The 20,094-nt window shown below is 44.1% G+C and carries 19 protein-coding genes and 1 riboswitch; of the genes, 4 read left to right on the forward strand and 15 right to left on the reverse strand.

What is annotated here, in order from left to right; all coding sequences use genetic code 11:
- Positions 1–123 precede the first annotated feature (123 nt).
- The 11 genes from DYE48_RS10495 to DYE48_RS10545 all read right to left on the reverse strand — a co-directional run bounded on the left by DYE48_RS10495 (position 124) and on the right by DYE48_RS10545 (position 12,497).
- Positions 124–1,404: an exo-beta-N-acetylmuramidase NamZ family protein gene (locus DYE48_RS10495; RefSeq protein WP_115823581.1), complete on the reverse strand. Its 1,281-nt coding sequence runs from the start codon at positions 1,402–1,404 to the stop codon at positions 124–126.
- A gap of 62 nt (positions 1,405–1,466) precedes the next feature.
- Positions 1,467–3,569 (reverse strand): glycoside hydrolase family 3 protein, encoded by a 2,103-nt coding sequence (locus DYE48_RS10500; protein ID WP_425269298.1) that lies wholly within the window; start codon positions 3,567–3,569, stop codon positions 1,467–1,469.
- A 331-nt stretch (positions 3,570–3,900) separates the two neighbouring features.
- On the reverse strand, positions 3,901–5,220 hold the full coding sequence (locus DYE48_RS10505) for a Na+/H+ antiporter NhaC family protein (RefSeq protein ID WP_115823582.1): 1,320 nt from the start codon (positions 5,218–5,220) through the stop codon (positions 3,901–3,903).
- 136 nt (positions 5,221–5,356) lie between these two features.
- Positions 5,357–5,464: riboswitch (SAM riboswitch) on the reverse strand.
- A gap of 71 nt (positions 5,465–5,535) precedes the next feature.
- Positions 5,536–6,612, reverse strand: a complete 1,077-nt coding sequence (locus tag DYE48_RS10510; RefSeq protein ID WP_115823583.1) for an ABC transporter substrate-binding protein — start codon at positions 6,610–6,612, stop codon at positions 5,536–5,538.
- Positions 6,613–6,636: 24 nt separating this feature from the next.
- Positions 6,637–7,410, reverse strand: coding sequence for an ABC transporter ATP-binding protein (locus DYE48_RS10515; RefSeq protein WP_115823584.1), 774 nt, complete (start codon positions 7,408–7,410; stop codon positions 6,637–6,639).
- 22 nt (positions 7,411–7,432) lie between these two features.
- On the reverse strand, positions 7,433–8,254 hold the full coding sequence (locus tag DYE48_RS10520) for an ABC transporter permease (protein WP_115823585.1): 822 nt from the start codon (positions 8,252–8,254) through the stop codon (positions 7,433–7,435).
- 205 nt (positions 8,255–8,459) lie between these two features.
- A complete protein-coding gene (locus tag DYE48_RS10525; RefSeq protein WP_115823586.1) occupies positions 8,460–9,974 on the reverse strand; it encodes a coiled-coil domain-containing protein in 1,515 nt (504 codons plus the stop codon).
- A 22-nt stretch (positions 9,975–9,996) separates the two neighbouring features.
- Positions 9,997–10,302, reverse strand: a complete 306-nt coding sequence (locus tag DYE48_RS10530; protein WP_115823587.1) for a hypothetical protein — start codon at positions 10,300–10,302, stop codon at positions 9,997–9,999.
- Positions 10,280–10,861, reverse strand: coding sequence for a hypothetical protein (locus DYE48_RS10535; RefSeq protein ID WP_115823588.1), 582 nt, complete (start codon positions 10,859–10,861; stop codon positions 10,280–10,282). The genes DYE48_RS10530 and DYE48_RS10535 overlap by 23 nt, the downstream gene beginning before the upstream one ends.
- Positions 10,862–10,928: 67 nt before the next feature.
- Complete coding sequence (locus tag DYE48_RS10540) at positions 10,929–11,621, reverse strand: BMQ_0737 family morphogenetic spore coat protein (protein WP_115823589.1); 693 nt, start codon at positions 11,619–11,621, stop codon at positions 10,929–10,931.
- Between the two features lie 216 nt (positions 11,622–11,837).
- A complete protein-coding gene (locus DYE48_RS10545) occupies positions 11,838–12,497 on the reverse strand; it encodes a BMQ_0737 family morphogenetic spore coat protein (protein WP_115823590.1) in 660 nt (219 codons plus the stop codon).
- Between the two features lie 173 nt (positions 12,498–12,670).
- Here DYE48_RS10545 and DYE48_RS21010 point away from each other — a divergent pair, with 173 nt between their 5' ends.
- Together DYE48_RS21010 and DYE48_RS10560 are read left to right on the forward strand one after the other, a co-directional pair.
- Positions 12,671–13,735, forward strand: coding sequence for a hypothetical protein (locus DYE48_RS21010; protein ID WP_147299275.1), 1,065 nt, complete (start codon positions 12,671–12,673; stop codon positions 13,733–13,735).
- Positions 13,732–14,172 carry a M67 family metallopeptidase gene (locus DYE48_RS10560; RefSeq protein ID WP_115823593.1) on the forward strand — a complete coding sequence of 147 codons (441 nt, stop codon included), beginning with the start codon at positions 13,732–13,734 and terminating at the stop codon, positions 14,170–14,172. Before DYE48_RS21010 ends, DYE48_RS10560 begins: the two co-directional genes overlap by 4 nt.
- A 308-nt stretch (positions 14,173–14,480) precedes the next feature.
- On the opposite strand, the gene DYE48_RS10565 is transcribed toward DYE48_RS10560, so the two are convergent.
- The 4 genes from DYE48_RS10565 to DYE48_RS10580 are packed head-to-tail and all read right to left on the reverse strand — an operon-like array spanning position 14,481 to position 17,188.
- Positions 14,481–15,182 (reverse strand): hypothetical protein, encoded by a 702-nt coding sequence (locus DYE48_RS10565; protein ID WP_115823594.1) that lies wholly within the window; start codon positions 15,180–15,182, stop codon positions 14,481–14,483.
- The gene (locus DYE48_RS10570) at positions 15,179–15,928 is read right to left on the reverse strand and encodes a hypothetical protein (protein WP_147299276.1); all 750 of its coding nucleotides are present in this window, start codon (positions 15,926–15,928) and stop codon (positions 15,179–15,181) included. The genes DYE48_RS10565 and DYE48_RS10570 overlap by 4 nt, the downstream gene beginning before the upstream one ends.
- Entirely contained in the window at positions 15,897–16,814 is a 918-nt protein-coding gene (locus DYE48_RS10575) for an ATP-binding cassette domain-containing protein (protein ID WP_115823596.1), read from the reverse strand. The genes DYE48_RS10570 and DYE48_RS10575 overlap by 32 nt, the downstream gene beginning before the upstream one ends.
- A complete protein-coding gene (locus DYE48_RS10580) occupies positions 16,811–17,188 on the reverse strand; it encodes a GntR family transcriptional regulator (protein ID WP_115823597.1) in 378 nt (125 codons plus the stop codon). The genes DYE48_RS10575 and DYE48_RS10580 overlap by 4 nt, the downstream gene beginning before the upstream one ends.
- Positions 17,189–17,355: 167 nt before the next feature.
- Here DYE48_RS10580 and DYE48_RS10585 point away from each other — a divergent pair, with 167 nt between their 5' ends.
- Positions 17,356–18,690 (forward strand): short-chain fatty acid transporter, encoded by a 1,335-nt coding sequence (locus tag DYE48_RS10585; protein WP_115823598.1) that lies wholly within the window; start codon positions 17,356–17,358, stop codon positions 18,688–18,690.
- 202 nt (positions 18,691–18,892) lie between these two features.
- Positions 18,893–20,026, forward strand: a complete 1,134-nt coding sequence (locus DYE48_RS10590; protein ID WP_115823599.1) for an alcohol dehydrogenase catalytic domain-containing protein — start codon at positions 18,893–18,895, stop codon at positions 20,024–20,026.
- Positions 20,027–20,094: the final 68 nt, after the last annotated feature.

Genomic DNA, 20,094 nt, shown 5'->3' on the forward strand with positions numbered 1-20,094 from the left:
AACAAATTCGCATCCACTTAAGACCGATGACTCAACAACTGCCGCTTACTGGAAAAAATATACACACCAGGTCATCCATAATATGGATGACCTGGTGTGTCAAATTCTCCCTTATCACTTTTATTATTTTTTATAAAGGAGGTAATGTTTTCTTACTTTGTTGAAGTCTTTGAGCTCATCTTCCCATCGATCTTTCATGTCTTCGACGGATTCGCCGTTTTCGATCGCTTCGCGGATCCAGCCATTCCCGACTAAAAGGTCAAAGAAGGAAACGCCTGCTGAGTTTTCTGCACGGAACTCGAAGTCTTCCGGATACATGTCATGAATCGTCTTCACAAGATAGACTCCCGTTTCCACAGCGTTGAACTCTTCACGGTCAATTACGTGGATCTGCACCCCATGCGTCAAGTCCCCTGCATGCTTCGAGAAGGATGGTGTAAAGGATGCTGCTCTAAACCTTACCCCTGGTAAGTTGTAGGCGTTCATCTCTGCCGCCAGATCTGTACTATTGATGAAAGGCGCGCCAATCAATTCGAATGGTTTCGTCGTTCCGCGGCCTTCCGACACATTCGTCCCTTCAATTAAAGCCGCTCCTGGATAAACAAAAGCCGTATCCACGGTCGGCATGTTCGGTGAAGGTGCAACGAATTCAAGACCTGTCTCGTCATAGTCCATGCCGCGCTTCCATCCCTGCATTTCCACAACCGTCAAGTCCGCACCAATTTCAAATTCCTTATTGAACAACTTCGCAAGCTCTCCGACCGTCATGCCATGGCGAAGCGGGATCGGGTAGTTTCCGACGAAGGACTTGTAATCTTCATCTAGCACAGGTCCTTCTACCTTTTCTCCACCCAGTGGATTCGGGCGGTCCAGCACGATGAATGGAATGTCATTTTCTTGAGCCGCTTCCATCGCATAAGCCATTGTGTAGATGTACGTGTAAAAACGTGTGCCTACATCCTGGATATCAAACAATAACACATCGATGTCTTCTAACATTTCCGGGGTCGGTTTGCGTGTCTTCCCATAAAGACTGTACACAGGAACTCCTGTTTTTTCATCAATATAAAAATCCACATACTCTCCAGCCTGAGCACTGCCTCTGACCCCATGTTCCGGGCCATACAACGCCGTAAGGTTGACATCCTCATCGTTGTGTAACAGATCTACGATGCTGTTCAAGTTTTGATCAACTCCGGTCGGGTTTGTAATCAGCCCCACATTCTTGCCTTCAATCAATTCTTTTTCTTCATCTAAGAGAACTTCCACCCCAAGCTTGAAAGGTTCTCCTTTTTTATCGTGCCCTTTGTGCTTCCCAGGGTTGCCATTATGATCAGCGAAAACGACCGAGAACGTCGACCATGTCATGATTAAAATGACGCCAAGCATCAACCATTTTTTCAAAATAACCCTCTCCCTTTTGATTATAATGAAGAAGGGCAAGAAGCCCCTCTATGTTCACACTGTTAATAGCTCAATCCCGTACCATACTCAAACAATACGCCACCATCTGTACCCGGAATCGTCACAGGCAATTGTCCGGTCGGGTTGTTTTCGCCGAAAATCGTAGCGGCTGTTGCTTCAAAGCTTGCATCTCTGAATCCGTACTGTGCGATGTAAGCATCCACGCCCGGATATGCCATAACATCATAAGGGTTTCGGATACCAACACCGATCACTTCTGCATCTGTGCTCCCCATCACCTCTTGCATCAACTGCATTTGAGAATGGTTTGCCGAACGCGTGGACACATTGTACGTGTATGTTCCGAAAATGACTTTGTCCGCTTCAGCTACCGTCTGTTTTTGCTCAGCCGTCAGCTCACTTTTACTCGTGCTGATCAAGGTCGGGTTTGAATGATGCGCGGAGACAGCATCAGCAAGGTCAGCGATAAATGTGTTCCCAATCACCACTACCTGTTCATCACCTGATGCGTCTAAAGGCAGGACACCATCATTTTTCACGAGTGTAATCGAGCGCTCAGCCGCTTCTTTTTCAACAGCTTTATGCTTCCCAGAGCCGACGACTTCTTCCGCTTCTGCGATTTTCTCCTCAATTGGTTGAGGCGTTTCTTCTTTAATGATACCTCGGTTCAACTTCAATGTAAGGATCCGTTCGACAGAATCTTCAATCGTAGCCATTGGAATTTCCCCAGACTCTACAGCCTCATAGACCCCTGCAGCAACTTCCTCGAGACCTACAGGCATGAGCGCAATGTCTGTTCCGGCATTGATCGCACGAATAACGGCATCGACCGGTCCGAAATGGTCAGCGATTGCTTTCATATTCAAAGCGTCCGTGACGACAACACCTTCATAATTCATCTCATCACGCATTAATCCAGTAAGTACTTTTTTAGAAAGCGTAGCAGGAAGTGCAATTTCAGTACCATCTTTCTGTGAAATCACTTTTGTATCATCAATTTTGGGGAATGTGATATGTGCGGTCATAATCGCATCAATCCCCGCATCCATTGCCTGTTGGAACGGATACAGTTCAACTTCCTTCAAACGTTCAAGGTCGTATGGGACTTCAGGAAGCCCAAGATGGGAATCAGTCGCCGTATCCCCATGCCCAGGGAAGTGTTTCGCCGTCGCAGCTACTCCGTGCTGTTGCAGGCCTTTCGTATAAGCTACACCCATTTTTCCGACGAGCTCTGGATTTTCACCAAAAGAACGAACGCCGATGACAGGGTTATCAGGATTATTGTTCACATCCATGACGGGGGCAAAGTTCATGTTGATGCCGAGGGATTCAAGTTCAGCTCCGATTACTGAACCTACATCTTCAGCAATTTCTTCCGAACGAGTGGCACCTAAGGCCATATTTCCAGGCATGTCCGTTCCTGATTGAAGACGTGTCACAATTCCGCCTTCCTGGTCGATCGTCATAAGCAGGCCGTATTTTTCTGAAGCCGCCTGATAATCGGAGACAAGCTTCGCTGTTTGTTCCGTTGTCACAACGTTTTCACGGAATAAAATGACTCCGCCAAGATGATATTTCTGTACCATCTCCTCAATTTCAGGGAGCATTTCCGTAACGTTTTCTCCTTCCCACTTCCTGAAGTCAGGCATGAGCATCTGACCAACTTTTTCCTCCATCGTCATGTTGGCAAGTGCATGTTGAACGAGGTCATAGCGATCACCGTCCTGCTTTTGAATGGTCGGTTTGAAATTCGGTTTCCCTTTTGTTGAGCGGTCCGGTTTAAAATCAAGCGCAATCCGATCTTCGAAATCGCCATTCGATACCGTCACCCACGCTCGTCCCGGCTGCCCTGTAAAAGTGACTGTACCGTCATCCTCGACGGTGGCAACGTTTGAATTTTTCGATTTCCAAACGAGTCCTTCATTCACCTTTGTGAAATGTCCGTCTTCATACACGTTCAGTGCGGAAAGAGTAAACTCATTCCCTTCCATCGTTACATCTGCCTGCGGTACATTCTCAAAGATGATTAAATCCGATAATCCGTCATCTTCAGAAGCTTCCACCTTTGTACCCATCAACCACGACGGCAGCATCATGCCAATGGTCAGTGTAAAGATCAACATCCATTTGCCCGCCATTCTCATTCGCCATTCCTCCTTGATTTATCTATTTGTAAAAGGTGCCTTCCTATCCAAAAAGACCCTTTTGCAAAACATTTTTCTAAAACAAGTGCCATTATAAAGTCGGTACAGGAGAAATATTGTTGTAAACGTTTACATTTTGTAATAAAAGCGTAACGGAAATAGATATAGTCGTCTATACCACTTAAGGCCCTAATCGTTCTCTTTTTACCTATTTTCCAAAGCTTTCCTACTATTCCAATCGACTCATTTTAAAATATTATGACAGATAATTTTAAAATAAGCGTAAAAAAAGTACATAAAAAGAGGCACCCAAATCAGGTGCCCTCCCCTCTTAAGAGGCGTTTTTTAATTCTCTTTTTCCTTTTTCAACAGTGAATTTCGGATATCTGAAAGCAATGGCTAAAAGCCCGGCCACGGCTGTAAGCAGCGGATAAATACAAAACGGAACAATCGCAACAGGAGAAATGCTCGCCACACCCGCTACCGCTAAAATCTGTCCGCCATAAGGAATAATCCCTTGAACAGAACTGGCAAAAATATCGAGAATGCTTGCAGAGCGACGCCCTTCAATGCCATATTCATCAGATATTTGTTTGGCAAGAGGCCCTGCTGTAATGATGGAAATCGTATTGTTCGCAGTAGAAAAGTTGACGGCCGTCACAATCCCTGCGATGCCGAGTTCCCCGCCGCGATTGGAGTTCACTTTCCTGCTCACGGCTTGCAGCAAAAATTCAATGCCTCCATTTGCTCGGATCAATTCTACAAGTCCACCCAGCAAAATCGCAATCATGGCAAGTGTCTGCATATTCGTAAATCCATCCCCTACGAGAGTTACAAACTCCATGCCGGAGAATTTTCCAAGCGCAAGTCCAACTCCACCGGCAAAAACAATCCCTCCAATAAGAACAAATATAACGTTCACCCCAGCAATCGCGAATCCAAGGACACCTAAATAGGGCAGGATTTCCACAATGTTGTACGTGTAGTTCTCCGACAGACTAGCTGAGGCATCTGCCGTCATCACACCAAAGATTACAGCCGTAACAATGGCTGCGGGAAGAACGATGAAGAAATTCGCTTTGAACTTCTCTTTCATTTCTGTTCCCTGTGTACGTACAGCAGCAATGGTCGTATCCGAAATGACAGAAAGGTTGTCCCCAAACATCGCACCACTGACAATCGCCCCCATCACCAAGGCAAGTCCGATGTCTGTCTGCTCCGCGACACCCAATCCAATTGGAGCAAGAGCCACAACCGTACCCGTGGATGTTCCCATGGAAATCGAGATGAAGCAGCCGATGACAAACAATCCGACGACCATCCAACCGCCCGGCAGGTAGGTTAAGCCGAGATTGACAGTCGATTCAACCGCTCCCATTCCGGATGCCACGGCAGCAAAAGCCCCCGCAAGCAGGAAAATGATGACCATTAAGATGATGTTCGGATGTCCTCCCCCTTTCGTCAGCTGGGATATTTTCGTTTGGAAATCCGCTTTACGGTTCATAGCTAACGCGACTAGGATCGCTACGAACAGGGCGACAAGTACAGGCATTTTATAAAAATCCCCTGTGATGATTCCTGATCCAATGAAAAGTAAAATAAAAATCGCAAATGGGATAAGTGCGAAAGCATTGCTCAATGGTTTTGTCATAATTTGACCTCCTTTTTATATAACTCATCAGAATAGTTGGTTTTATCCCGAGAAAAGTTCCTGATCCACAAGAAGGTCGCAAACAAAAAAGAGCCTTCTCACATAAGAAGGCTCTTGAATCGTATACGTTCATTCCTTCTTATCTCTCAAGTGATCATCACTTGCTGGAATTAGCACCGGCCAACCGATGTTGGTGGTTGCTGAAGCTTCACAGGACCAGTTCCTCTGCTTCTCTTGATAAGAATTATTCAATTGAGTTAATGGTTACTTTACAATAAAAACCATTCGATGACAAGTGTTTTTTCAGAAAAAGTGTTATCGATCATAACGCCCGATGACTTCCATCGCTTCTTCAGACAAAGAGGTGTCGATGGCATCATTGAAGTCAATATCTCCACTGATGGCGCCGTTCGCGTCATACATCTCGAATTGTTTCTTAATATCATCGATAAACATTTCCCCGTTCGGGTCGAGCCCAGTTACGCCTACTTTTTTCCACACGTCAGCGTCTTTCAATGCCGTATGCTTAGTCATGATATCAACCACTTCATCAAGGCCTTCATCGTGAAGGAACGCATCATTGTAATCGCGCACACCCTTCAGGTAGGCCGCCATAAAACGTACGGATACGTCGGTTTCTTTTTCGATAAAATCAGGCGACCCAAGCACCATCGCAATTTGTGCATCCGGAGCGAAATCTGTGGCGTCACCGAAACGAACGTGCAGATCCTGCGCTTCCCCTTGAGTGATCAGTGGTTCAATTTGAAGAGCGGCATCAATCGACTTGTTGCCCATCGCAGCAAGCATGTTCCCAAAGTCAGACATGAGGACAAATTCTACATCGTCTTCGGTCAGCCCAGCGTGTTCAAGCATGCGCTGGAAGATATAATCATCCACGGCGTTTCTCGATGAAACAGCAATCCGCTTCCCTTTCAAGTCGCTGTAATCTTTGATTTCATCCTGTAGATCTTCACGAATGACAAAGCTGAAATAGGAGCTGCCATCAAAATAGTGGCCTTTATCGGCAATAATTTTCACATCAATGCCCTGGGCAATGGCATTGAAAAAGGATGCCGTTGAAACGCCGCCGGCAATGTCTACTTCGCCCGCCGCCAGCGCCGGAAGCATGTCGTCACTATTGGCGAATGTCGTGAACTTGATATCTATGTTGTAATCATCAAAATAGCCTTTTTCCTCAGCGATATAAAACCCGGCTCCTGAGGCAGCTCCATCTTCGGCAATGACAACCGTCGTCTTCTTGTCTAATGGAGCAAAGTCACCGTCAGGATTTTCAACACTGCCCGTGTCTTCCCCATTCTCACCAGAAGCACAGCCGAACAACACAAAGATGATAAACAAAAAAGAAAACAGATGACATACTTTTTTCACCATGGGATTCCAATCCCCTTTCTTTCACTATTTACGCGAACGCTGGACTTCATCCTGAAGATGATTCCAAATCTCCACAAAATGTTCCGCCATCAAAGGATCCGCCCGTACCTGCTCCATATTCCTCGGCCTCGGCAGATCGATCCGCTTCTCATCAATGATCGTGCCGGGCTGCGAGCTCATTAACAGAATCCGATCGCTAAGTAGGAGCGCTTCATCTATGCTATGGGTGATAAATAAGACCGTTTTCTTCGTCTCCGACCAAATATTCAATAGTTCTTCCTGCAGAATGAATTTATTCTGCTCATCGAGCGCGGCAAAGGGTTCATCCATGAGGAGAATTTCCGGATCGTTCGCAAACGCTCTGGCAATGCTGACGCGCTGTTTCATCCCGCCGGACAATTCTTTCGGATAGAGCTTGGCGAATTTATCGAGCCCCACCTTATTCAAGTAATAAGCCGTCCGTTCCTTAATCACGTCTGCAGGCAAATGTCTCATCTTTAACCCGAAATTGACATTGCCTTCAACGGTCAACCACGGAATGACACCACGTTCCTGGAAAACCATCGACTGCAGCGGCCGTTCTTTTTTGCTCTTCGCAATCGAAAAAGATCCCCCGCTCGGCTTTTCTAAATCAGCCAAAATTCTTAAGAGCGTCGTCTTCCCGCAACCGCTCGGTCCGACGAGACAGACGAATTCCCCGTCCGCAATATCCAGTGAAATATCCTGGAGTGCCGTCACACGGCTCTCTTTTTTATAAAACACCTTCGTTAAATCCTTAATCGATATTTTAGCCTCCATCCCCTGTCGCTCCTTTCATCAGTTAGCGCCATGGCAGCAGTTTGGCCTGCAGTCCTCGAAGAATAATTGAGAACAAATAGCCGAAGAACGAAATGAGCACAAGCCCGACAAACATCTCTTTCAATAAAAAGGCTTTATACGACGTCCAGATCAAATACCCAATACCTGAGTTGGCTCCCATCATTTCCGCCGCGACAATCGTCAGAAGCGCAATCGCCTGCCCCATCTGAATCCCTTCAAGCATGACCGGCAGCGAACCCGGTAAAGCGATTTTAAAAAAGAACTGCTTCGAATCTGCGCCATAATTTTTCGCAACATCCAAATAAATGCGGTCGATGTTCACAACACCCGCTACCGTATTAATGACGACAGGGAAAAACACACTCCCGGCAATCGTCACCACTTTAGAAACTTCCCCGACACCGAATAAAATGATGATAATAGGCAGAAGCGCAAGCGTCGGAATCGGCATTAACGCCATGATAAGAGGTGACAGGAAATGCCGTATCGGACCGTAAAGCCCCATGAGGAGACCAATCACAATAGCCGGTATGACTCCGAGCAAAAAGCCTGCGAAAATACGAAACAAAGAAATCCCGACATGATGGAACAGCTCTCCGCTCATCCCCATCGCCCAGAACGTTCCGACGATTTCTGTCGGTGGGGGGAAGAACCGGGCATCAATCAGTCCCGTTCTTGATAAAAACTCCCATAGCAATACAATGAAGATCGGCGATGATATGGTCAGTATCTGCTTCAGACGATGCTGCATCTGTCGCTTCTTCCATTCTTTTTTTTCCATTTGTAAAGGGTCGATCAAAGATTCCCTTCGGCCATCTTTCATACTCACCACCTCTACAGCTAATTTATGTGCTTACGCCCAATTGTGTGAAAGACTCGATTTTGAGATATAAGGAGAAAATACTAAAAGCAACCAATCACAGTCTACAGGGCGGTTTCTGATACATAGAGGATGGCTGGTTTCTCATGCCAGAGAAGTTTATGGGCCCATGGCGTTAATAAAAAAAGAGCACCACCATGTGGCACTCTTACTCTATTTCATCCATGCTATCTTCAAGTTCATGAATATCACTGGTGAGCTCCTCCAGCTTCTGCTCCAACGCTTTGACGATCGCCACCTTCCCATTCATCGGCTGCCTTTCTCCAAAAGAGCCGCCTAGCAAAAACTGCATCTGCTTTTCCATATCAGATAAAAGCGCTGTTTCTTCTGCCTTTTCTTTTTCCAGCGCCAGCTTCTGGTGTTCATATTGATCTTTCCATTTCTGATTCTCTTCTTTTAAACGTTCCATTTCCTTCTGCAAAAGATTTAACTGGGAATGATATTCTTCCGACTGCTTCTTCCATGCAGACTGTTTATTCTCAAAATGCTCCGCAAGCTGTTTCTTTTCACTGATCGAACTCTCACAGTCTGACTGGAGTTTTGTAATTTCCTCCTCATAGTGTTTGGCCTGCTTTTCATAACTTTCCACCTGTTTTTCACACTGATCTTTCCATTGATTTTTATGTTTGATAAGTTCCGCATTTTCCTTTTGTAGATGCTTTATTTCATTTGCTTGTTTCGTACATTCCTGCTCTTTTCGGGAAGTGGTTGATTTCTGTTCATTCAACTCCGAACGCAAAGTCTCCTTTTCCGTCTTCACAACACTTAATTGTGAGCGATATTCTTCCGACTGCTTGTTCCAAGAAACCTGTTTCGTATCCAAAAGTTCCGCCAGCTGTTTCTTTTCATCGGTTAAACTCTCACACTCTGACTGGAGCTTTGCCATCTCCTCTTCATAATGTTCAGCCTGCTTTTTAAAACTTTCTTCCTGTTTTTCACACTGATCTTTCCATTGATTTTTTTGCTTAGTAAGGTCCGAGATTTCATTTTGGAAGTTCTTCATTTCATTGGCTTGTTCCTTACACTCCTGCTCCTTCCGGGAAGTGGCTGCCTTTTGATCATTCAACTCTGAACGCAGGGACTCGTGGATGGCCTGTAACTTAGCAATGGTTTGATTGGCTCCCTCCAACTTTTCTTCCATTTCGTTTTGCGTTTCCGACAAAGACTTCCTCAATGAACCAATCTCTTTATCTGCCGCTGTTTTTTCCCGCTTCCCTTCCTGGTATTCTTTCTGAAGCTGAACATAGCTGACATGGAGGAGATTCATATCTTTCTGCGACTGTGACAAACGTCTCCTCGTCTCACCAAGACCACCTTCAAGATCCTGGACTTTGTAGAGCAAATCTCTTTTCTGGTCTTTCAGTTCCTCACACTGTTTCTGCCAATCCTGCACTTCTTTTTTCAAACTTTCCTCCCGTTCTTCAAAGCGGTTCACCTGCTCCTCGAACCCCTGGATTCGCTTACTGAGCTCCCCTTTAACAGCCGCTTCCTGGTCACTCCACCGTTCCAGTTCTTCTTTCAGCTCAGCATTCTCCACTTTCAGCTGCTCCAGTTGCGAGTAATGGTAATTATCTTGATAGTCCTGGACTTTCTTTTTATATTTGTCCAGTTCAGCTCTATAATAAATCAACCGCTGTTGAAGCTGAATCGGATCCTTTTTCATAATAAAAGCCCCCTATTCAAAGTTAAAATCGCTCTTTCAACATCGTAAGCACTTCTTCAAACGCCTCATTTGCCTTTTCAGACATCCTTTCGACTTCTTGAATGGCAGCACTGAAATCTTCTGGAGGGGATGCATGTGTAGCAGGTACAGATGAACTTCCATTATTCCTTGTCAAATAACTGAGGAGAAGTAAATTCAATGTATGGTTCTCCAAAAATACAAAACTACTGTTTCCCTTATCGTTTTGTTGAACTTCTTGCAGTTGGTTTTCCAACAGCTGCTTCATCAATTGCTTCATTAATAACTCATGATTGTTCTGATCCGTCATTGTTCTCCACCTCCTTCGGCAACGCCCCGTTGAGGTTGATGGAATTCAAGGAAGCCACGCCATCCTTGTTTTCCTCCCAATACACAAATCCCGAAATGCTTCCCGCATAGGATTCTTCCGCGGTCCATCTGATTTGGAAATTGGGAAAAGTGAGCGTTTGACCTGGTGGAATCGTGGATTGTTCTAACGGCTGCAGCCAATACTCTTCCTTATTTTCTTTTTCGTTCAGCCGCTTCCATCCCCCTTGCGCACGACGCGGCATCTTGCTTTCGTCGTAGACAAAACGGCCGGAAAAAGAAAATGGCCCCCCCTCAGAAAGCTTGATACAGAGATAAGGATTCGTAATTGGACGAGAAGCTAAATTTTGAATATGGAAAGATCCCAAGCATAAGTTTTCATCACTTGGTCCGTGGGTAATGCTGAGGCTGTATGTAAAATAGCTGATGAGTGGTGAGGAAGGTGCAGCGTTTTGGATCAGCTCTTTCATTTGATTCAAATGTTCCTGGGTCTGCTGGTGGTAAGCATGAATCTTTGATGTCAGTTCCCTGCTGTCGCTCATCGTTTCCACCCTTTCCGAAAACAAAAATAAAGAGAGGAAGATCCTCTCTTTATCTTATGATTGGCTGTTAGCCATTATCACCATTGTTGCCATTACCGAACGCCGGGAAAACAACCGGGCACTGGTCTGGACGGACAGGGGCTGGGCACGGTGTAGGAAGAACATCGCGTGGCTCACAGAACTCTGCAAGGAATTCTACTGTTACTGGGAATGTTGATTGGATGCTTTGACATGAAATAATGTTTATACGGAGATCAGAAAAGTTAATCCCCAACACCTCATCTAATGAAATCTCACCTGTAGAACATACAAAGCAATCTAAATCTGTGTACGTAACTTCAACATCTGTACCTTCTGGGGCACATAAAACTACTTGTTCGCATCTTGCAATTGCAAGTGGATTTGCTCCTGCTGCTGGAGGAGTACTTGTTAACACTGTCCCATCAGCTAACGTTATTTGAAGTGTAATAATAAAATTTTTTCTAATATTTAATTGTTGAAGTATAACTGGTTCGCCATCGATAACATAAGAACGATCATCTCTCTCCAAAACATCGATAGGGTTCGTTGGGTCAGGCTCTACTTCACACGAAACGGTCGCCCCATCAAAGTCATAAGCAGCTAAACCTGGTAGAAAAGGAATTCCTGTTTCTGGATCAAGAGTAAACTCGAACGACCGTTCTTCCAAAACCCAATCATAAACTTTATCCACGTTAATACATATTAATTCTTGCCCACCATTCAATTTTTTTGCTTGCATCTCTGCAAACACCTCCAAATAAAATATTTCTTTCATTTTTAGCATATGCCTGGTATTAGACGAGGTATGGTTAAAAGCGGATGTGAGAGTAATTTAAAGGAAATGTGCTTTTATCATGCTATGAATTTATCAAATCTATGTTATGTTTCAGTTTAATAAATGGTGACTTATTCCATATCATATGGAAAAAATAAAGAAGAGAGTGACCTCTCTTCTTTATGCACCATTAAAATTTGGGAAGACAACTGGACATTGATCTGGACGAACAGGAGCTGGACAAGGTGTAGGGAGAACATCACGTGGCTCACAGAACTCTGCTAAGAACTCGACTGTTACTGGGTATGTGGATTGAATGCTCTGGCAAGTAGACACTGATACAGAAAGGCTGGTAAAAGTAATAGTTCCAGCTACGGAAACAGTTGCAGGCAAGCCGGCTTGACAAACAAAGCAGTCTAAATCAGTGTAAGTGACCTCTATATCCGTTCCATCTGGTGCGCATAAAGTAACTTGCTCACAGCGAGAAAAAGTAAGATCCTCACTTACATATGAAGTGCCTCCAATCGTAACAACTATATTGACAGTGAAATTCTTTCGTATATTAACTTGTTGGAGAATAACCTGTGTTCCATTAATAATAAATGTTCGATCGTCCCTATCGAGAATATCAACTGGATCAGTCTCGTCATCCTCTGTGGGTGTAACTACACAAGTGACTACAGCATCATCAAAACTTAAACCTGCAGGTAATGTTGGAAAACTAATAGCCAAAGTGGCTGGAGAAAAATCAAAACTTCTATCGTTCACAATCCAATCATAAACCTTATCGACATTCATACAGATGAGCTCCTGCCCACCATTTAAATTTTTTGCTTGCATATTTGCAAACACCTCCAAATAATTATATTTCCTTCATTTGTAGCATATGTTTTGTCTAAGACGAGGTATGGGGTAATAGCGGAAATTTGAAGCATTACTGGAAATTGTGCTGTTGTCACGATTTGGTAATTCTCAAATAGTATATTAATGAACGGGAAAAGGGTGAATGCGAAATGGATAAAAAAATGTTCGATCCGGAAGATTTGCAGGTCATCAAAGCGAAGATCGATTTGTATAAAGCTACCATTGAATCGTTGAAAGCAGAACACCAGGCGTACCAGGAGCTTCTTTTCCAGCACAACCATCAAGAAAAGAAAGAGGAAGTGATACCTTTGAACGAAAACGAGTATGAAGAAGAATACATGGAGGATGAAGAAGCCGAAGCGTATGATTATTTTTCCGAACAGTTCGGCTACCTTCATGAAAGCATAAATGAACTGAGCAGCGAAATGCTTTCCTTGAATGGAAAATTCGATCTTCTTTTAATGAAGCAGGAAGAGCTGATGGAGAATAATGATCTTAAAGGATTGCGCGAAGATATTGCTGAGCTGAAAAAAGCGATACAGCAGCCAAAGGCAGCACCAGCGGCTCCTGTCGATCAAACACCAAAAGGGTTCAGTCAACTGAGAAATATGGTACGACCGGGAACGCAAGTGTATGATCCGAATGACCAGGGTAAATTCCAAGGACCTAGAAACCACCCCTCCCCAACTCGCAGCCAATCCCCTAAATCTCCATCCGGTCTGCCTAGAGGACACAAGCCGCTTTCCTCAAGCAAAAAAAATAAGACCGTCAAACCGAATAAGATGAACACTCAAAAGAAGAAAAAACCAGCATCAAACCCACCAAAACCAAAAGACCCTAATATCCAAAGAAATGATGATCCCGACGCCAGCACTCAACAGGCGGTACCTGTGGAAAACAATCAATTGATGAATACACCTGCTCCTCAGGAGGAAAGCAAAGAAAAATATCCTATAAAGAATGAAACTCCAGAAAACAAGATAACTGAACAACCAACAAAAGAACAGCAGGACTTTTCCGAGGAAAGTGTTGCAAAGAATGAAAAGAATGAAGCTCCCCAAGTGGAGGAGACCAAAACAGAACCAAAAACGACAGAAGAGAATATTCATGAGGAAAATGATTATAAAGCTTCTATAGAAGAAAACAGTGAAGATGAAAAAACGGAGAAGCGGCAGCCAGTGAACGCCTTCTTTTCCCTTTTCCAGCGGGGATGAAAGAAACTCGTCTCCTGGTACCTGCGTCCATTCACCAACAAATGATCGACCAATGCCGTGATAGTCTTCCTTTTGAAGGTTGTGGACTGCTGTCAGGGGTGGGGGAGCATGTCCGTCACCTCTGGCCTTTACCTAATGAAGCTCGGTCAGACAAACGCTTTTTTGTAAGTGAAAGATATGTCGAAGCCGCCATTCAGAAAGCAGCGGAACAAAAGGATGACATTCTGGCCATCTATCATTCTCATCCAACAACATCGGCAAAACCTTCAAGCTACGACATCCTCCAACACACAGATGCACAAGTGTATATGGTCATCGTATCTTTCAAAAACTCTGCACCGGATGTGAAAGGCTATCGTATAATAAATCAGCAGTCAAATTCCATTCCTGTCCATGTTGTAGAGGACGAAAAGCCCTCTCCTTTTGAATCAAAATGAATATAGTATCAGTGAAAGGAGAGATGGATGGTGAGAAGGAAATCCGAAAGAAGAAGTGTTCTCCCAAGAGTAACAAGAGACAAGGATGCTCCGATCGTGATTGACACAAAGAACGGTAGACGAACGGCGGCATATAAGAAATCAGGCGGCTGCTGCGGTAAGCGTCGTTAACTCCAAATTAATTAGCGCCAGAGTCCTGTCAGGAATCGGCGCCTTTCAAAATAGATAGGCCTAACCTCCAAATAAAGCTATCTTATATTTCATATACGGAAAAAGGATCAGCCTCTCACGAAGAGAAGCTGGTCCTTTTATGATGGGTCTACTTCTGTATAAGCATTCTGATCACCAACTACATCCAGTCCTTCTGGAACACGAATATAAAGAGCGGTTCCGTTCCAATGCGAAACCGTTGTATCTCCCCACATCGATCCATTCTCTTTATGAAACAATCGGAATGGAAACTCAGAACCAAACATTTTGTATTTCAGGTTCAATTTCTCCCCTGGATAAATAGAAAGTGTCGTCATATCCATACTCACTGCGGGCATGTACTTTTCTTCCACTTCATACCCATTGATCATCAGCGGTGTCTGATAGTAGAAACCCTCCACGGTCTCTGTTAGGTCATCCGTACGCTCTACAAAAATGTTGATCCCGTTCACGTCATTTTCTAATACTTGAAGAATCAATTGTTCTTCATCAAAAGGAAACGACCATTCATGGATGCGCCATTCTTCTATTTCATCTAACTTCCCCTCTTGAACTGCTTCATAGAATCGCTGAGACTTTTGTTCTTCTTTCTTCTCCTGTCCTTTCAGTTCTATACTCCCAAGTGGAATCGCAAGAAAAATAACCGTTGAGACGACTAACAGGACAGAGTAACTGATGAGCATCCAGAGTCCTGCCTTCCCTCGCCCAAAACCGAACCGGGAACTTTTTTTTATGAGAAGGCTCAAAGCAATGATGACCGCAAGCAATATTAGAATCGGCATGAAAGCTACCACAATCATTGCTTCACCTCCAAACGATTGGAAACGAGGACAGACAATGCATAGAAAATTGTGGTGGCGGAAAGCGTCTTAAGAGTGAACAGCCACGCATTGTTTTCTTCAAAAAAGAATTCAAAGAAATACACCTGAATTTGAAATCCGACTCGCGATAATAAAATCATCAAACCTACCACGACTACCGGCATTACAATGACGAGCATTTTATTCAACTGAACGATCATACCAGCCAAATAACCTAAGCTGCTGAACATAAAAACGATGATAATGGTCGCAAACATCCCAAGCAGCCATGCACTCACATTACCTACTCCCTGGGTAAGAAGCATTTCTTCTCCAGGCAATATAAAATAGGCAATCAGTTTCAAAGCAAAACCGGACAGCAAAGCGGTCAATGCACCGATCACACAAATCATGAACAAAAAAACAATCGTTGAGAGTGTACTCGTCTTCCTGTTCGTAACAAATGCGAAATCATCTTCTCGATACGCTTTCGTCGTTAAAAGAAAAGCCGTCAAAAAGCCCCAAAAAATTGTGAAACCAACAACGATGTCTGCGGTGTAATAGGTGATGTTCACATCGTAGCCTGTTCTCCCACTGCCCATCGAACCGGAACCATTCAATGAAAACAAGAGCCCGAGGAGCTGGATGACAACAAGAGAAGTGAATACGCCTGTATAAGCCCTCCATTTATAGCCGATTTGCTTTTTGACGATTTCAGACGTCTGCACTTCGATCAAAGACATCATCCACACTCCCCTTTTCATTTCGAGATTCAGTCAGATAGATACATAGATCATTCGCTTTGACAGGTGAAACTTGAACCCCTGCTTCTTTCATGCGCTGATATTCATGATCCGTAAGGTCGTTTTTTATTACCGCATAGCAAGTATCAAACGCCTGCTCTTTTTTCCACAGAATCTCTTTTTCCTTTAAAAATGGTTCGACAACGTCCTTTTTCCCTGTGAGACCCACTCCATATTCCTTCAAGTCATCCATGGACATTTGCAGTTTCAAGGAACCTTCGTGAATGACAAGAACCTCTTCAAGCAAATCTTCCATTTCTTCTAAATGATGCGTCGATAATAGGATCGTTCTAGGATGTGCCAAGTAATCCTTCAGCAACGCACGATAAAAGTCTTTTCGGACTGCTGCATCCATTCCTGTCGTTGGTTCATCAAAAATCGTCAGCGGCGATCTTGAAGCAAGGCCGACAATCATGTTGAACGTACTTTCCTTTCCTTTTGATAGTTCGTTATGATGCTGACTCGGATTGAACCCGAAATAATCGAACAATCGCAGAGCTAAATCATGATCCCAATGGTGGTAAAATCGCTTCCCTTCTTCAAGAATCTCTTTCAAAGTGAGCGCCGTCGGGAAGTTCATGGCATCGTCGATATAAATCGCATTCGCAGACACAAACAAATTATTGAACGGTCTTCTCCCATAAACTTCAATAATTCCTGACTTTTCCTTCAATAACCCTGCGATGATCTTCAGCAGTGTCGTTTTCCCTGCACCATTCCTGCCGATCACTCCAACAATCTTATTTTCTTCGACAGAAAAAGAAAGATCGTTCAATGCGTTTTTCCTATAAAAACGTTTATTCAAATCCTTACATTTGATCGCCTTCATCCTTGTTCCCCTTTCCAAGCATCCCTGACTAGCTTTATAAGGTCTTCTTCTGAAAGTTCAAGTCTTCCGGCTTCTGTGACTAGGTCCTCAACTAAGTTTTTCAGTGTCTGATTTTTGCGCTTATCGATAATGATCTGTTTTGCGTGGGTCGAGACAAACTTCCCGAGTCCTCGTTTGTCATAAAGGATCCCTTCTTCCGCAAGCTTTGTCAGACCTTTGGCGGCTGTTGCCGGGTTGATGTTATATAGGTCGGCCAGTTTATATTGCGAATATACTTTTTCATCTGCCTGGAAGTTCCCATGCAGGATTTCACTTTCCAGCCATTCCGCAATTTGAATATATATAGGTTTCATGCCGTCGGTATCGAGAATCAATGTATCGCCTTCTCTCTAAATGAGTGCATTAGTGTTGTAATGTAGTATATGACTATTTCTAACTTTTGACAAGGAAAAAATTACACTTGGGTCTTGATATTTTCTTCTCACTCATAGACACTTAATATGAATGTTGTAAGCGATTACATATTAGGAGGTTGTTTAGGATGCTTCGAGGAATCACAAACTTTTTCGACCGGATGGTGCAGCGTTTCTTGCCAGATGCGTTTTTGTTCGCCATCATTCTCACACTCGTCGTTTTTGGATTAGGAATTTTTTTCACAGGCAGCTCACCAGGGCAGATGGTGCAATTTTGGGGAGATGGCTTTTGGAACCTTCTCGCATTCGCCATGCAAATGTCACTCATCGTTGTCACAGGATACATACTTGCCAATACTCCTTTAGTTAAAGCCGCTTTATCAAAAATAAGTACGCTTGCGAAAACTCCGGGACAGGCCATTTTATTAGTTACTTTCGTAGCTGGCGTCGCTTGTGTGATCAACTATGGCTTTGGACTTGTAGCTGGGGCACTCCTAGCCGTCCACGTAGCGAGACGTGTGCCGAATGTGGATTATCGTTTATTGATGGCTAGTGCATACAGTGGATTCATTCTTTGGCACGGAGGGTTTTCAGGATCCATTCCATTGACCATTGCGACAGAAGATCATTTTTTAGCCGATTCGATCGGTTCCATCGCTATAACGGACACATTGTTCAGCGGAATGAATATTTTCATCATCGTAACTTTACTTCTCTCTCTTCCTCTGCTTAACTTATGGTTGTTAAAATCCAGTGGTGACCTAAGTAAAAACAATCTCGACTTCTTAGAAAACGAAGATAAGGCCGAGCAGCAAATGGCCGCAACAACAGCCGACCTGACCCCGGCCGAACGGATGGAAAACAGCAAGATCATCTCTTACTTAATTGGAGCGCTTGGACTGGCGTTCATCGTCTATCACTTTATTAGGAACGGGTTTGACCTCAATATTAATATTGTGAACTTTATCTTCTTATTCCTCGGCATCCTTTTTCACCAGACACCAAGAAGGTTTTTGAACAGCGTAAATGATGGAGTGAAAAATGCCGGCGGAATCATCATTCAATTCCCTTTCTATGCAGGAATCATGGGCATGATGGTTGCTTCCGGTTTATCTGAACAGATGTCGAACTGGTTTGTCAGCATTTCAACAGAATTCACGTTCCCCGTACTAGCTTTCATCAGTGCCGGCATCGTCAACTTTTTCGTCCCTTCTGGTGGCGGACAATGGGCTGTACAAGCTCCGATTATGATCCCAGCTGCTATGGATCTCGGTGTAAGCACCGCCAAAACGGCAATGGCTGTAGCTTGGGGCGATGCATGGACGAACATGATCCAGCCTTTTTGGGCCCTGCCGCTTCTCGCTATTGCCGGCTTGAAGGTTAAAGACATTATGGGATTCTGTGTGATCATCCTGTTTTGGAGCTTCATTCCAATATCCATCGCCCTTCTATTTTTCAACTAAACACATAAACGCTCTCTTATTAACTATGTAGCAATATGTCAGTATATTGAAAGAATTGATTTTCAGATGTAGATGAATATAAAAAAAGGACGGCTGTCCATGGTTTGGACAGCCGTCCTTTTTTGGTTCATCTATTTTATTATATGTTTCAAAAAACCAATAAAAGGAAAAAGTCCCATACAACATCAAAAGGAGGATCACTATGAAAGGCGTTACCTATCAAGGAAAAGAGCAAATGACTGTAAAAGAAGTGGAAACACCAAAAATACAGGAAAATAGCGATATGATTGTTCGCATAACGGCTTCAGGGATTTGTGGTTCTGATCTCCATTTGTATAAAGGTGGAATCGAGCCTCATGAAGATTATGTGGTCGGCCACGAGCCAATGGGCATCGTTGAGGAAGTCGGTCCAGATGTGAAGAATCTTAAAAAAGGCGACCGTGTCGTCATTCCATTTAACGTCGGCTGTGGCGAGTGCTTCTTTTGTAAGAACCAGATGGAAAGCCAATGTGATGAATTCAACCCCCATGGGGAACCCGGCGGCCTTTTCGGTTTCACGGAAATGTTCGGAAATTATCCTGGTGGACAAGCCGAATACTTAAGGGTTCCTTATGCAGACTTCACTTCCTTCAAAGTACCGGAACAAAGTGAATTGGATGACGAAAGTGTCATGTTTTTATCTGACGTCATTCCGACCGCGTATTGGAGTGTGGAGCATAGTGGCGTCAAAAAGGGCGATACCGTGGTTATTCTCGGAAGCGGGCCCATCGGATTGATGGCGCAGAAGTTCGCGAAGCTGAAAGGTGCCGAACGAGTGATTGGCGTTGATCAGATCGATCACCGTCTAGAACACGGCAAGCGCACAAACAATGTGGAAACTTTCAACTTTAAGAAAGAAAAAAATATCGGTGCACTCCTGCATGAGGAAACAAAAGGCGGCGCTGATGTCGTCATCGATTGTGTAGGTATGGACGGGACAGTACCACAAGAAGAAGAATTCGGTTCCGATTTCGACAATCAGTTCGGAACCATCAGTCCAATCAAGACGGCTTCCCAGGCTGTTCGCAAATTCGGTACGGTTCAATTGACTGGTGTGTATGGGACAGAAGCAAACGGCTTCCCTATTGGAGACTTCTTCTCCCGCAACGTATCCCTGAAAATGGGGCAGGCCCCTGTCATTCACCTCATGCCGAAACTTTACGATATGATTGAAAATAAAGAGTTCGACCCGACAGACATTATCACCCACAGCATGCCTTTGGAAGATGCTGCGAAAGGGTACGATATTTTCGATAAAAAAGAAGATGGAAATATTAAAGTCATCTTGAAGCCATAAAGTTAAAGAAAGACAGGAGCTCAATTTTGAGCTCCTGTCTTTTTTCCATTCAACCTGTTTTGTTCTTA

The sequence above is a fragment of the Halobacillus trueperi genome (assembly GCF_003386945.1).
Classification (GTDB): domain Bacteria; phylum Bacillota; class Bacilli; order Bacillales; family Halobacillaceae; genus Halobacillus; species Halobacillus aidingensis.

Excerpts from the sequence above, each read along its gene's own strand:
- DYE48_RS10530 (WP_115823587.1), bottom strand. The coding sequence starts at position 10,302 with ATGACGGATCAGAACAATCATGAGTTATTAATGAAGCAATTGATGAAG.
- DYE48_RS10590 (WP_115823599.1), top strand. The coding sequence starts at position 18,893 with ATGAAAGGCGTTACCTATCAAGGAAAAGAGCAAATGACTGTAAAAGAA.
- DYE48_RS10505 (WP_115823582.1), bottom strand. The coding sequence starts at position 5,220 with ATGACAAAACCATTGAGCAATGCTTTCGCACTTATCCCATTTGCGATT.
- DYE48_RS10500 (WP_425269298.1), bottom strand. The coding sequence starts at position 3,569 with ATGAGAATGGCGGGCAAATGGATGTTGATCTTTACACTGACCATTGGC.
- DYE48_RS10565 (WP_115823594.1), bottom strand. The coding sequence starts at position 15,182 with ATGATTGTGGTAGCTTTCATGCCGATTCTAATATTGCTTGCGGTCATC.
- DYE48_RS10585 (WP_115823598.1), top strand. The coding sequence starts at position 17,356 with ATGCTTCGAGGAATCACAAACTTTTTCGACCGGATGGTGCAGCGTTTC.
- DYE48_RS10525 (WP_115823586.1), bottom strand. The coding sequence starts at position 9,974 with ATGAAAAAGGATCCGATTCAGCTTCAACAGCGGTTGATTTATTATAGA.
- DYE48_RS10570 (WP_147299276.1), bottom strand. The coding sequence starts at position 15,928 with ATGATGTCTTTGATCGAAGTGCAGACGTCTGAAATCGTCAAAAAGCAA.
- DYE48_RS10545 (WP_115823590.1), bottom strand. The coding sequence starts at position 12,497 with ATGCAAGCAAAAAATTTAAATGGTGGGCAGGAGCTCATCTGTATGAAT.
- DYE48_RS10535 (WP_115823588.1), bottom strand. The coding sequence starts at position 10,861 with ATGAGCGACAGCAGGGAACTGACATCAAAGATTCATGCTTACCACCAG.
- DYE48_RS10510 (WP_115823583.1), bottom strand. The coding sequence starts at position 6,612 with ATGGTGAAAAAAGTATGTCATCTGTTTTCTTTTTTGTTTATCATCTTT.
- DYE48_RS10560 (WP_115823593.1), top strand. The coding sequence starts at position 13,732 with ATGAAAGAAACTCGTCTCCTGGTACCTGCGTCCATTCACCAACAAATG.
- DYE48_RS10575 (WP_115823596.1), bottom strand. The coding sequence starts at position 16,814 with ATGAAGGCGATCAAATGTAAGGATTTGAATAAACGTTTTTATAGGAAA.
- DYE48_RS10515 (WP_115823584.1), bottom strand. The coding sequence starts at position 7,410 with ATGGAGGCTAAAATATCGATTAAGGATTTAACGAAGGTGTTTTATAAA.
- DYE48_RS21010 (WP_147299275.1), top strand. The coding sequence starts at position 12,671 with ATGGATAAAAAAATGTTCGATCCGGAAGATTTGCAGGTCATCAAAGCG.
- DYE48_RS10540 (WP_115823589.1), bottom strand. The coding sequence starts at position 11,621 with ATGCAAGCAAAAAAATTGAATGGTGGGCAAGAATTAATATGTATTAAC.
- DYE48_RS10520 (WP_115823585.1), bottom strand. The coding sequence starts at position 8,254 with ATGAAAGATGGCCGAAGGGAATCTTTGATCGACCCTTTACAAATGGAA.